Below are 11,907 nucleotides of genomic sequence, written 5' to 3' on the forward strand. Positions count from 1 at the left end.
AAGCGCCCTAAAGGCGCTTTTTTGCTATCTGCGATTTGAAAGATTTGTGCCCTCTTCTTGCCGGATGGCGGCTGCGCCTTATCCGGCCTACAATATCTCTCCGCACCTGGTTTTCCAGGACTGCTAAGCGCAGCGCCAGCAGGCAGTTTGCCGGGTAAACGCTTTCGATTGACACATCCTCACACGCTTCTTATTTAAGTCCGCCACAATTGGGCCGATAACACTCTTTTAAGGCAAAAAAGGAGTTTTCAATGACTACCATTTCGGCAGCAACCCCCTCTGTTCAGGGCGGCGGCACCAGCGGTTCATCTTCCGCCGGTAGCGACACCGCATCTCAAATCAGCCGCGTGACGCAGCAGATCGCCAAACTTACCCAGCAGTTAAAAGATATCCCTAATGGCGAAGGGACGACTGAAGAGAAAAAGAAACAGCAAGAGCAGATTCAGCAACAGATCCAGCTGCTGCAGGCACAGCTACAACAGTTAATGCGCAAGCAGGCTGAAGAAGCTGAGCAAAAGCAGACGCAAAACCATCCGAACACCCCGACGCAGGGCAAAATTGAAGGCGTGAATAACCCTTCAGTCGATCATCAGGTTGATATCTATATCTGAGTAAAGAGCGGATCGTTCTCCCGGGCCCGGTTTAAACACCGGGCCTCTTCCCGCACCACATCCCATAACGCCTGCGCCGCGCCGGAAAGCGATCGGTTTTTGCGCCGTACCAGCATAATTTTGCGCTGCATATCCGGCACCAGCCGTTTCACCATCAGTTGGCTACCCTGCGGAAGTGGCAATGCCAGCGCGGGCAGAATGCTGATGCCAATCCCCGCTTCCACCATCGGAAAAAGCGTCGCCGGATGACCAATCTCCTGCACAATTTTCGCCCGCACTGCAAAGTGATGGAGCGCGGCATCGATCAGTGGACGGCTGCCGGAGGCGTAATCCTGCACCACCAGCCGGGCACCATCCAGCGCCGACCACGGCACGGCATCAAGCGGCGCCCAGGAGTGATCGTTGCGGCACAGCAGGAAAAAGGGCTCGGCGAGGATCTCCTCGATCTCCAGATCGCTTGCCGGGCCGGGATCGATCACAATGCCAAAATCGACTTCACCCTGGCGAATACTCTCCAGCACCCACTGCTGCGGGCGGTCATGCAGCACAAAATCGATCTCCGGGTAGCGCTTATTGCTGCTGGCGATACAGTGCGGAATGAGATGCGCGGAGATAGTCTGGCTGGCGGCAACGCGCACCGTTCCGGTTAACTGCTGCCCTACCCTCCCCGCTTCACGCAGCGTGCTGCTAAGCTCATCTAACAGCCGTTCCAGCCGCCCGGCCAGCTGCTGGCCCGCTTCGGTCAGCACCACTTCGCGGGTAGTGCGATCCAGCAGCTTGACGCCGGTCTGCCGCTCCAGCTCTTTTACGCTGTGGCTGACCGCCGACTGGCTAAGGCCGATCATCTCCCCGGCACGGCTGAAACTCTTCGCCTGCGCGACGGTGACAAAGACACGTAATTGACGGAGTGAATAATTCATCTGATAAATTCATGAATGGATGCAATAAATCAATTTTATTTCTCAAAGCAGACAAAGCACAATAGCGCCATCGACTTTCAGGAGTTCACATGAAACTTTTTCGTATCCTTGATCCCTTTACCCTGACGCTGGTGTGCGTCGTTCTGCTGGCCTCTTTCTTCCCGGCGCGTGGCAGTTTTGTCCCCTTTTTCGAAGGGCTGACCACCGCCGCGATTGCGCTGCTCTTTTTTATGCATGGCGCGAAGCTTTCCCGTGAGGCGATTATTGCTGGCGGCAGCCACTGGCGTTTACACCTGTGGGTGATGTGCAGCACCTTCGTGCTCTTCCCGGCGCTCGGCGTGCTGTTTGTCTGGTGGTCGCCGGTCAATATCAGCCAGGAGCTTTATACCGGCTTCCTCTATCTCTGCATTCTGCCCGCCACGGTGCAGTCGGCCATCGCCTTTACCTCACTGGCGGGCGGTAACGTCGCGGCAGCGGTCTGCTCGGCATCGGCATCAAGCCTGCTGGGGATCTTCCTGTCACCGCTGTTAGTCGGCCTGCTGATGAATCTCCACGGCGCGCAAGGTAGCCTTGAGCAGGTCGGCAAAATCATGCTGCAACTGCTGCTGCCGTTTGTGCTCGGTCACCTGTCACGCCCGTGGACCGCAGGATTCGTCACCAAACATAAAAAGTGGATCTCCAAAACCGACCAGACCTCGATTCTGCTGGTGGTTTACTCCGCCTTTAGTGAAGCGGTGGTAAATGGCATCTGGCACAAAGTGGGCCTCGGCTCGCTGATGTTTATCGTGGCGGCGAGTATCGTCCTGCTGGCTATTGTGATTGCGATAAATATTCTGGTGGCGCGCAAATGCGGCTTCAATAAAGCGGATGAGATTACGATTGTCTTCTGCGGATCGAAAAAGAGCCTCGCCAACGGCATACCGATGGCCAATATTCTCTTCCCGACGTCGGTGATCGGCATGATGGTGCTGCCGCTGATGATTTTCCACCAGATCCAGCTGATGGTGTGCGCCGTGCTGGCCCGCCGTTACAAACGTAAGGCGGAGCAGCACGCCGCGCAGGAAGCGGCGAAAGCTTAAGGCCGCTTGAGGGGCTGAACCAGATGGCTCAGCCCCTCGGTTTTAATCACTAAGGTGATTTGCATTAACTCGCCAAGCCGCCCGGCGGGAAACTGATCCTTACGGGCGAACCAGAGCAGATACTCCTCCGGCAGATCAATCAGCCGACGCCCCTGGTATTTGCCAAACGGCATTACCATGTTGGCGATCTCTATCAGCTGCTCCTTCTCCATTCAGGCTCCCAGCAGACGAATCATTTCATCTTCATCAATGACCGCAATGCCCAGCTCCTGCGCTTTTGCCAGCTTCGAGCCTGCGGCTTCACCAGCAATCACCAGATCGGTCTTCTTCGATACGCTGCCAGCTACTTTCGCCCCCAGCGCCGTTAAGCGCTCTTTGGCCTCGTCGCGCGAAAGCTGGCTCAGGCTACCGGTTAACACCACGGTTTTACCGGCAAATGGGCTGTCGATCTCCTCGGCGTTAACCACCAGCGGCGCGGGCCAGTGAATACCCACTTCTTCCGTCAGCTGGCGAATCACGTCGCGATTGCTCTCTTCACTGAAGAAGTTATGCACGTGTTTTGCCACCACCACGCCGACGTCCGGCACTTTTTGCAGCTCGTCAACGGAGGCTGCTATCAATGCGTCCAGCGTGCCGAAGTAGGCCGCCAGCCCTGCAGCCGTCGCTTCGCCTACTTCGCGAATGCCGAGCGCATAGAGGAAACGGGCAAAGGTGGTCTCTTTCGCTTTTTCCAGCGCGTTGACTACGTTTTGTGCTGACTTCGGCCCCATCCGATCGAGACCGGTCAGCTTACCGGCAGTTAAGCGGAAGAGATCCGCAGGCGTGTGGACGTACTCCTTCTCAACCAGCTGGTCGATAATCTTATCGCCCATGCCATCCACATCCATCGCGCGGCGCGAGACGAAATGCTTAAGCGACTCTTTGCGCTGCGCGCCGCAGATGAGGCCACCGGTACAGCGGGCAACCGCTTCGCCTTCCACACGCTCGACATCAGAGCCGCACACCGGGCAGTGCGCCGGGAAGGTGACTTCCCGCGTCTCTTCCGGACGTTCGGAGAGCACCACATTCACCACCTGCGGGATCACATCTCCGGCGCGGCGAATCACCACTTTGTCACCGATACGCAGGCCAAGACGGTCAATCTCATCGGCATTATGCAGGGTGGCGTTACTGACCAGCACGCCGGCAACGTGTACCGGCTCAAGGCGTGCGACAGGGGTTATCGCCCCGGTACGGCCCACCTGGAATTCGACATCGCGCACAAACGTCAGCTGCTCCTGCGCCGGGAATTTAAACGCCACCGCCCAGCGCGGCGCACGCGCCACAAAGCCGAGCTGCGCTTGCAGATCGAGGGAGTCGACTTTGATTACCACGCCGTCGATATCAAACCCGAGCGTCGGACGGTCTTCCTCAACTTTATGGTAGAACGCCAGCACCTCTTCCGGCGTGCCGCACAAGCGGATGCGATCGCTGACCGGCAATCCCCACGCTTTAAACTGCTGCAAACGCGCCAGGTGGCTGTTGGGCAGCTCGCCGCCTTCAAGGATGCCAATGCCGTAGCAGAAGAAGGTGAGCGGACGCTTCGCGGTGATACGCGGATCGAGCTGACGCAGTGACCCGGCGGCGGCGTTACGCGGGTTAGCAAACACTTTCCCGCCGGTGCGGCGCGCCTCTTCATTGATCTTTTCAAAGCCGGATTGCGGCAGGAAAACTTCGCCGCGCACTTCCAGCCGCGCCGGAATGTTATCCCCGTGCAGTTTCAGCGGAATGGCGCGGATGGTGCGCACGTTAGAGGTGATATCTTCCCCGGTAGTGCCATCGCCGCGCGTGGCAGCGCGCATCAGCACGCCGTTTTCATACAGCAGGCTGACCGCCAGGCCGTCAAGCTTCAGCTCGCAGCAGTAGATCAGCGCGTCGCTGCTCTTTAAGCGATCCTGTACGCGTTTATTGAATGCCAGAAAGCTCTCTTCGTCGAAGACGTTATCGAGCGACAGCATCGGCACTTCATGACGTATCTGCGTAAAAGCGGTGAGCGGCGCGGCGCCAACGCGCTGGGTCGGCGAATCGGGCGTAATCAGATCTGGATGCTGCGCTTCCAGCTCGCGCAGCTCGCGCATCAGGCGATCGTACTCGGCATCCGGGATCTCCGGCGCGTCCATAACGTGATAGAGATGTTCATGATGGCGAAGGGTAGTTCGCAGTTCTGTCAGTTGTTGTTCAATTGATTCCATATCGCACCATCAATGTAAAAAACCCCCGACGGGCGGGGGTTCTGGAAGGGAATGTGTCGTGACGCGCCGTTACGCGTTAGCGTCTTTCACTTCGCGAATACGCGCCTGGTATTCACGCAGCTTCTGCGGCGTCATCATCCGACGCTGGTCATCGAGCACCACACCGCCCACTTCATCGGCGATATGCTGTGCCGACTGCAGCATCAGCTTGAAGTTCTGCAACTCGTCGCCGTAGGACGGCACCTGCATAAAGATCGTTACGCCAGGGGTTGCCATCTCGCCCATGGTTTCGACATCAAATGTGCCAGGGTTGACCATGTTAGCCAGACTGAAGAGCGCCGGGCCGCTGCCGTCCGGGCTGAGATGACGATGGAAAATATTCATATCGCCAAATTTGAAACCGGCCTGCAGGATGCTGTTAAGCAGCACTTCGCCATTGAGCGCCGCGCCGTGATGGGCCGCAACGTTCATAATAATCACCGTCTCTTTGCGCTGCGGTTTTTCTACCGGCGCTTCCACAACCGGCTCCGGCTCTGGCTGCGGTGCAGGCTCGTGAACCTGAGGCTGCATCTGCGGCTGTTGGGCACCTTGATGTGCCGACGGCTGATGATGCGACGGCGGTTGCGGAAAGTGCTGCGGCGCCATCTGCGGCTGGGCAGGCGCTGTCGGCTGGGCAACAGGCTGCGGCTCCACTACGCGCGGCTCGACAACGGGGCGCTCCGGCTGCTGCGGCTGCGAATAGGGTTGCGGCGCGTGGTGCGCGGGCTCGCTCTGCTGAACCGGCGGAGCCGACGGGCGTGGCTGGGCCGACGCATAAGGCGGCTGGTATTGATGCTGCGCGGCATGACGCGGATTTTCCTGCTCTACGCTGGCCTTCGGTGCGCTGTGGGTTTTATGCACCCGAACTTCACCAACGCCTTCGTCCTCTTCGACGTCCTCGTCCTCAAACTCGTCGTCGTCACGTCGCGATTTCATACGTTTTAGTGGGCGATCGCGGAACATAGAAGAGCGTTCTTTGCGACTGGTCCAGAAACCGTGAACCAGTAAAGCAATTATGGCGATCGCGCCAACAATGATTAATATCAGACGCAAATCCTGCATCATTATATTCTCTGTTGTTCTAACACCTTGCCACCACGGCAAACATTTACTCACTAAGAGTATTTGCGCATTAGGCCAAGTGCAAGTGGATGGGAAGCATTCACCTCATAAAGATGAATTAAATCGTACTTTTTGCTGTTTTTTCGAACATTTCCGAACAGGTTTCCCCCGTCCGGTGAATATTATAAGCTTCGGTTTTTTCGCATGAGTTTAAAAGGAGTCCAGCCAAATCATGGTTTCATCCTCGCCCGGCGCTGCGCGCAGCGGTCTTTACTACTTTTCTCAAGGCTGGAAACTGGTCACGTTACCGGGCATTCGCCGCTTCGTGATCCTGCCCCTGCTGGTCAATATCCTGCTAATGGGCGGCGCATTCTGGTGGCTTTTTACCCGCCTCGACAGCTGGATCCCAACGCTGATGAGCCACGTACCGGACTGGCTACAGTGGCTTAGCTATCTATTATGGCCAATTATCGTTATCTCCATCCTGCTGGTATTTGGCTACTTCTTTTCAACTCTCGCCAACTGGATAGCCGCGCCCTTTAATGGCTTGCTGGCCGAGCAACTGGAAGCGCGATTAACGGGCGCGACGCCGCCGGATGTTGGCGTGTTCGGAATGATGAAAGATCTGCCGCGCATCATGAAGCGCGAGTGGCAGAAGCTCGCCTGGTATCTGCCGCGCGCCGCGATCCTGCTTATTCTCTATTTTATCCCCGGTATCGGACAGACCGTCGCCCCGGTGCTCTGGTTCCTGTTCAGCGCCTGGATGCTGGCGATCCAGTATTGCGACTACCCGTTTGACAACCACAAAGTGCCGTTTAAAACCATGCGCTCGGCGTTGCGCGAACGGAAGGTGACCAATATGCAGTTCGGCGCGCTGACCAGCCTCTTCACGCTGATACCGGTGCTCAATCTGGTGGTGATGCCGGTGGCGGTCTGCGGCGCGACGGCCATGTGGGTCGACTGTTACCGCAATAAGCTTGCCAGCTGGCGCTAAGGAACTATTCCTTTTCTTATTCCATACTGATAACCATTATTTCGTCGCAGCATATAGATATGCGAAATCCTTACTTCCGCATCATCAGTAAGTGCGTATGCTGGGTCGGTTCCCAAATTTCATACAGTTAAGGACGGGCTATGAGTAAGATTTATGAAGACAACTCGCTGACCATTGGTCATACGCCGCTGGTTCGACTGAACCGCATCGGTAACGGACGCATTCTGGCGAAGGTCGAGTCGCGCAACCCGAGCTTCAGCATAAAATGCCGTATCGGTGCCAATATGATTTGGGATGCCGAAAAACGTGGTGTGCTGAAACCGGGCGTCGAACTGGTCGAACCGACCAGCGGCAACACTGGGATTGCGCTGGCCTATGTTGCCGCAGCGCGCGGTTACAAGCTGACGCTGACCATGCCGGAAACCATGAGCATTGAGCGTCGCAAGCTGCTGAAAGCGCTTGGCGCAAACATGGTGCTGACCGAAGGCGCGAAAGGGATGAAGGGCGCGATTCAGAAAGCGGAAGAGATTGTCGCCAGCGATCCGGCGAAGTTCCTGCTGCTTCAGCAGTTCAGCAACCCGGCGAACCCGGAGATCCACGAGAAAACTACCGGTCCTGAAATTTGGGAAGATACCGACGGCCAGGTAGATGTCTTTATCTCTGGCGTGGGCACCGGCGGCACGCTGACAGGCGTTACCCGCTTTATTAAAAACACCAAGGGCAAAACTGATCTGATTACCGTGGCCGTGGAGCCGACCGACTCACCGGTCATCTCACAGGCGCTGGCGGGCGAAGAGATTAAGCCCGGCAAACATAAAATTCAGGGTATCGGTGCCGGTTTTATTCCGGGCAACCTGGATTTGAAGCTGATTGATAAAGTGGTGAAGATTACCGATGAAGAGGCGATCAGCACCGCGCGTCGCCTGATGGAAGAGGAAGGCATTCTGGCCGGTATCTCTTCCGGTGCTGCCGTTGCGGCCGCGCTCAAACTTCAGGAAGATGAGGCCTTTACCAATAAAAATATTGTGGTTATCCTCCCCTCTTCCGGTGAGCGTTACCTCAGCACTGCACTGTTTGCCGATCTCTTTACTGAGAAAGAATTGCAACAGTGATGCCAGATTGTTAAATCAGCGCAAAAAAGCACCCATCGGGGTGCTTTTTTGTGGCATACATCAAACTTTTGTCTCACCTGGCATTGCCGAAAATGGCCTGGTCTGGTATTTAACCATCACATTTATTTTGAAGCGCGAAATTAATCGAAGTCAGATTTCACCTGGCTGAATCGTTTTTATGATTTGGTTCAATTCTGGCTTTCACGGCATAATGTTTAATGACGTGCGAAACGTCAGCGACCATCAGCGTCTGCACGAGACCGCGCCTTTCTGGCATCTGTACCTTGGCTCGTTACGCCAGCGCTAACTATACAGGCTAAAGTCCTGCCGCCAGGCTAGACTTTAGTTCCACAACACTAAACCTATAAGTTGGGGAAATACAATGTTCCAGCAAGAAGTTACCATTACAGCTCCGAACGGTCTGCACACTCGCCCTGCTGCTCAGTTTGTTAAAGAAGCAAAAGGCTTCTCTTCTGAAATCACTGTGACCTCCAACGGCAAAAGCGCCAGCGCAAAAAGCCTGTTCAAACTGCAAACTCTGGGCCTGACTCAGGGTACCGTTGTGACTCTGACCGCTGAAGGCGAAGATGAGCAGAAAGCAGTTGAACATCTGGTTAAACTGATGGCGGAACTCGAGTAAGTTTTTCGCGGGTTTCTTTAAAGATCAGTCACAAGTAAAGGTAGGGTTATGATTTCAGGCATTTTAGCATCCCCGGGTATCGCTTTTGGCAAAGCACTTTTGCTGAAAGAAGATGAGATCGTCATCGACCGGAAGAAAGTTTCTGCCGACAAGGTTGATCAGGAAGTTGAGCGTTTCCTGAGCGGTCGTGCCAAGGCATCGGCGCAACTGGAAGCGATCAAAACGAAAGCAGGTGAAACTTTCGGCGAAGAAAAAGAAGCCATCTTCGAAGGCCACATCATGTTGCTGGAAGATGAGGAGCTGGAGCAGGAAATCATAGCCCTGATTAAAGATAAGAGCATGACTGCCGACGCGGCAGCCCATGAAGTTATCGAAGGTCAGGCAACCGCCCTGGAAGAGCTGGACGACGAATACCTGAAAGAGCGTGCGGCTGACGTGCGCGACATTGGTAAACGCCTGCTGCGCAACATTCTGGGTATGCCGATTATCGATCTGAGCGCCATTCAGGATGAAGTTATCCTGGTCGCAGCCGATCTGACACCGTCCGAAACTGCACAGCTGAACCTGAAAAAAGTGCTCGGCTTTATCACCGACATTGGCGGTCGTACCTCCCACACGTCGATCATGGCGCGCTCCCTTGAGCTGCCGGCGATTGTGGGCACCGGTAGCGTCACCACTCAGGTGAAAAACGGCGACTATCTGATCCTCGATGCGGTAAACAACAAAGTTTACGTTAACCCGAGCGACGACGAGATCGACGCACTGCGCGCTGCGCAGGCGCAGGTCGCGGAAGAGAAAGCTGAACTGGCGAAGCTGAAAGATCTGCCGGCGATCACCCTTGATGGTCATCAGGTCGAAGTGTGCGCCAACATCGGTACCGTTCGCGATGTCGCGGGCGCGGAGCGCAACGGCGCTGAAGGCGTTGGCCTCTACCGTACCGAATTCCTGTTTATGGATCGCGACGCGCTGCCGACCGAAGAAGAGCAGTTCGACGCCTACAAAGCGGTAGCGGAAGCGTGTGGCTCCCAGGCCGTGATTGTACGTACCATGGACATCGGCGGCGACAAAGAGCTGCCGTACATGAACTTCCCGAAAGAAGAGAACCCGTTCCTCGGCTGGCGCGCCATCCGTATCGCCATGGATCGCAAAGAGATCCTGCGCGATCAGGTTCGCGCTATCCTGCGTGCCTCTGCTTTCGGCAAACTGCGCATTATGTTCCCGATGATCATCTCTGTTGAAGAAGTGCGTGCACTGAAGAAAGAGATTGAGATCTACAAACAGGAACTGCGCGACGAAGGCAAAGCCTTTGACGAATCCATCGAAATCGGCGTGATGGTAGAAACCCCTGCCGCCGCGACGATTGCGCGCCATCTGGCGAAAGAAGTGGACTTCTTTAGTATCGGCACCAATGATTTAACGCAGTACACCCTGGCAGTTGACCGCGGTAATGATATGATTTCACATCTTTACCAGCCGATGTCGCCGTCCGTACTCAACCTGATCAAGCAAGTTATTGATGCTTCTCATGCTGAAGGTAAATGGACCGGCATGTGTGGTGAGCTTGCTGGCGACGAACGTGCTACACTTCTGTTGCTGGGGATGGGTCTGGATGAATTCAGTATGAGTGCCATTTCTATCCCGCGCATTAAGAAGATTATTCGTAACACGAACTTCGAAGATGCGAAGGTGTTAGCAGAGCAGGCTCTTGCTCAACCGACAACGGACGAGTTAATGACGCTGGTTAACAAGTTCATTGAAGAAAAAACAATCTGCTAATCCACGAGATGCGGCCCAAATTACTGCTTAGGAGAAGATCATGGGTTTGTTCGATAAACTGAAATCTCTGGTTTCTGACGATAAGAAAGAGACCGGCGCCATTGAGATCATTGCCCCGCTGTCTGGCGAAATCGTTAACATTGAAGATGTACCGGATGTGGTGTTCGCTGAAAAAATCGTCGGCGACGGCATTGCTATCAAACCGACCGGCAACAAAATGGTCGCTCCGGTTGACGGGACTATCGGCAAAATCTTTGAAACCAACCATGCCTTCTCTATCGAATCCGATAGCGGCATCGAACTCTTCGTTCACTTCGGTATTGATACCGTTGAACTGAAAGGTGAAGGTTTCAAACGCATCGCGGAAGAAGGCCAGCGCGTTAAAGTTGGCGATCCGGTTATCGAGTTCGACCTGCCGCTGCTGGAAGAGAAAGCAAAATCCACGCTGACGCCGGTTGTTATCTCTAACATGGATGAGATCAAAGAGCTGATCAAACTCTCTGGTAGCGTGACCGTGGGTGAAACCCCGGTGATCCGCATCAAGAAGTAAGCGCTCTACAGTCTAAAAAAATGGCACCGTAAGGTGCCATTTTTGTTTTAGCGCGGCGGTAAAATCAGCTCGTCATACCCCTTCTCAAGGGTATAACCCATCACTTCTACCACCCGCTCGCCCGCAGCCTGCACCGCCATATCCAGCGCTTTGCCCTGAATTATGCCGCTCACCAGTTCGGAGCAGAAGAGATCGCCTGTCCCTTTCAGATCCGTCGCCACGCGCGGATAGCTGCTGATATTGACGCCCTCGGCTGAGACCACTACTACATGGATCTGCCCATCGTTGCGGTCCACCGGCGCGCTGGTGATTGCCACCCAGCGCAATGACGAGGAGAGCAATCCCTGCGCCGCGGCAATCGCACTTTGCAGATCGCGGCACGGTTTGCCACTCAGCACTTCAAGCTCAAACACATTCGGCGTAATGCCTTGCGCCAGCGGCAGCATAACTTCGCGGTACGCCTCAGGAATTTCCGGTTTCACATAGATGCCGCTGTCGATATCGCCAATCACCGGATCGACCAGAATCAGCAGCTCCGGGTGTTTCTCCCGCAGCGCCGTCAGCCACTTCGCCAGCAGCTTGATCTGGCTGGCGCTGCCCATGTAGCCGGTTGTCACCGCCTTCACGCTGCGCAGCACATCGCGCTCTTCCAGCGCCTGTAAATAGCCGCTGAACCACTCATCGGGAATAACGCCGCCATAAAAGGTGTCGTAATGCGGAGTATTGCTGAACAGCACCGTAGGAACGGCCAGAACGTTAAGCTGGTGCTGACGAATATTGGGTACTGCAATGCTGTTGCCCACGCTGCCGTAAACCACCTGCGACTGAACCGCGACGATATCGGCCTGCTGCGCCCGGGTTTTATCCCTGAACAGGATCATCTCCATTTTGTC

Annotated in this window: 12 protein-coding genes; 7 read left to right on the plus strand and 5 right to left on the minus strand. The window is 55.3% G+C overall.

The window, feature by feature from the left end:
* The first annotated feature begins 251 nt into the window (after window positions 1-251).
* On the plus strand, window positions 252-611 hold the full coding sequence (locus BWI95_RS21830; RefSeq protein WP_054804575.1) for a FlxA-like family protein: 360 nt from the start codon (window positions 252-254) through the stop codon (window positions 609-611).
* Here BWI95_RS21830 and BWI95_RS21835 read toward each other — a convergent pair.
* Entirely contained in the window at window positions 602-1,531 is a 930-nt protein-coding gene (locus tag BWI95_RS21835; protein ID WP_054804576.1) for a LysR family transcriptional regulator, read from the minus strand. The two genes, BWI95_RS21830 and BWI95_RS21835, sit on opposite strands and share 10 nt — an antisense overlap.
* A gap of 89 nt (window positions 1,532-1,620) precedes the next feature.
* On the opposite strand from BWI95_RS21835, the gene BWI95_RS21840 reads away from it, so the two are divergent.
* Window positions 1,621-2,610: a bile acid:sodium symporter family protein gene (locus tag BWI95_RS21840; RefSeq protein ID WP_076770241.1), complete on the plus strand. Its 990-nt coding sequence runs from the start codon at window positions 1,621-1,623 to the stop codon at window positions 2,608-2,610.
* On the opposite strand, the gene BWI95_RS21845 is transcribed toward BWI95_RS21840, so the two are convergent.
* From BWI95_RS21845 to zipA, 3 genes are all read right to left on the minus strand, one after another.
* Window positions 2,607-2,822, minus strand: coding sequence for a DUF3820 family protein (locus BWI95_RS21845; RefSeq protein WP_023478979.1), 216 nt, complete (start codon window positions 2,820-2,822; stop codon window positions 2,607-2,609). The genes BWI95_RS21840 and BWI95_RS21845 overlap by 4 nt on opposite strands.
* Window positions 2,823-4,841 (minus strand): NAD-dependent DNA ligase LigA, encoded by a 2,019-nt coding sequence (ligA, locus tag BWI95_RS21850; RefSeq protein WP_054804577.1) that lies wholly within the window; start codon window positions 4,839-4,841, stop codon window positions 2,823-2,825.
* Between the two features lie 69 nt (window positions 4,842-4,910).
* The gene (gene zipA / locus BWI95_RS21855) at window positions 4,911-5,945 is read right to left on the minus strand and encodes a cell division protein ZipA (RefSeq protein ID WP_083699438.1); all 1,035 of its coding nucleotides are present in this window, start codon (window positions 5,943-5,945) and stop codon (window positions 4,911-4,913) included.
* 229 nt (window positions 5,946-6,174) lie between these two features.
* On the opposite strand from zipA, the gene cysZ reads away from it, so the two are divergent.
* The 5 genes from cysZ (at window position 6,175) to crr (ending at window position 11,014) form a co-directional block, all read left to right on the plus strand.
* The gene (gene cysZ / locus BWI95_RS21860) at window positions 6,175-6,936 is read left to right on the plus strand and encodes a sulfate transporter CysZ (RefSeq protein ID WP_054804589.1); all 762 of its coding nucleotides are present in this window, start codon (window positions 6,175-6,177) and stop codon (window positions 6,934-6,936) included.
* 140 nt (window positions 6,937-7,076) lie between these two features.
* Window positions 7,077-8,048 (plus strand): cysteine synthase A, encoded by a 972-nt coding sequence (gene cysK / locus BWI95_RS21865; protein ID WP_076770243.1) that lies wholly within the window; start codon window positions 7,077-7,079, stop codon window positions 8,046-8,048.
* Window positions 8,049-8,430: 382 nt separating this feature from the next.
* Window positions 8,431-8,688 carry a phosphocarrier protein Hpr gene (gene ptsH, locus BWI95_RS21870; protein ID WP_007370907.1) on the plus strand — a complete coding sequence of 86 codons (258 nt, stop codon included), beginning with the start codon at window positions 8,431-8,433 and terminating at the stop codon, window positions 8,686-8,688.
* Between the two features lie 48 nt (window positions 8,689-8,736).
* On the plus strand, window positions 8,737-10,464 hold the full coding sequence (gene ptsI, locus BWI95_RS21875; protein WP_076770244.1) for a phosphoenolpyruvate-protein phosphotransferase PtsI: 1,728 nt from the start codon (window positions 8,737-8,739) through the stop codon (window positions 10,462-10,464).
* A 40-nt stretch (window positions 10,465-10,504) separates the two neighbouring features.
* Window positions 10,505-11,014 carry a PTS glucose transporter subunit IIA gene (gene crr / locus BWI95_RS21880; RefSeq protein ID WP_023478954.1) on the plus strand — a complete coding sequence of 170 codons (510 nt, stop codon included), beginning with the start codon at window positions 10,505-10,507 and terminating at the stop codon, window positions 11,012-11,014.
* Window positions 11,015-11,061: 47 nt separating this feature from the next.
* Here the strand turns inward: crr and pdxK are convergent, their stop codons facing one another.
* A complete protein-coding gene (gene pdxK, locus BWI95_RS21885) occupies window positions 11,062-11,901 on the minus strand; it encodes a pyridoxine/pyridoxal/pyridoxamine kinase (protein WP_023478980.1) in 840 nt (279 codons plus the stop codon).
* Window positions 11,902-11,907: the final 6 nt, after the last annotated feature.

Origin of the sequence: Kosakonia cowanii JCM 10956 = DSM 18146 (assembly GCF_001975225.1) — a bacterium.
In the GTDB taxonomy this organism is placed as follows: domain Bacteria; phylum Pseudomonadota; class Gammaproteobacteria; order Enterobacterales; family Enterobacteriaceae; genus Kosakonia; species Kosakonia cowanii.

Coding starts and splice junctions, on each gene's coding strand:
- zipA (WP_083699438.1), bottom strand. CDS start 5,945: ATGATGCAGGATTTGCGTCTGATATTAATCATTGTTGGCGCGATCGCC.
- crr (WP_023478954.1), top strand. CDS start 10,505: ATGGGTTTGTTCGATAAACTGAAATCTCTGGTTTCTGACGATAAGAAA.
- BWI95_RS21835 (WP_054804576.1), bottom strand. CDS start 1,531: ATGAATTATTCACTCCGTCAATTACGTGTCTTTGTCACCGTCGCGCAG.
- BWI95_RS21840 (WP_076770241.1), top strand. CDS start 1,621: ATGAAACTTTTTCGTATCCTTGATCCCTTTACCCTGACGCTGGTGTGC.
- BWI95_RS21830 (WP_054804575.1), top strand. CDS start 252: ATGACTACCATTTCGGCAGCAACCCCCTCTGTTCAGGGCGGCGGCACC.
- ptsI (WP_076770244.1), top strand. CDS start 8,737: ATGATTTCAGGCATTTTAGCATCCCCGGGTATCGCTTTTGGCAAAGCA.
- cysK (WP_076770243.1), top strand. CDS start 7,077: ATGAGTAAGATTTATGAAGACAACTCGCTGACCATTGGTCATACGCCG.
- pdxK (WP_023478980.1), bottom strand. CDS start 11,901: ATGGAGATGATCCTGTTCAGGGATAAAACCCGGGCGCAGCAGGCCGAT.
- ligA (WP_054804577.1), bottom strand. CDS start 4,841: ATGGAATCAATTGAACAACAACTGACAGAACTGCGAACTACCCTTCGC.
- cysZ (WP_054804589.1), top strand. CDS start 6,175: ATGGTTTCATCCTCGCCCGGCGCTGCGCGCAGCGGTCTTTACTACTTT.
- BWI95_RS21845 (WP_023478979.1), bottom strand. CDS start 2,822: ATGGAGAAGGAGCAGCTGATAGAGATCGCCAACATGGTAATGCCGTTT.
- ptsH (WP_007370907.1), top strand. CDS start 8,431: ATGTTCCAGCAAGAAGTTACCATTACAGCTCCGAACGGTCTGCACACT.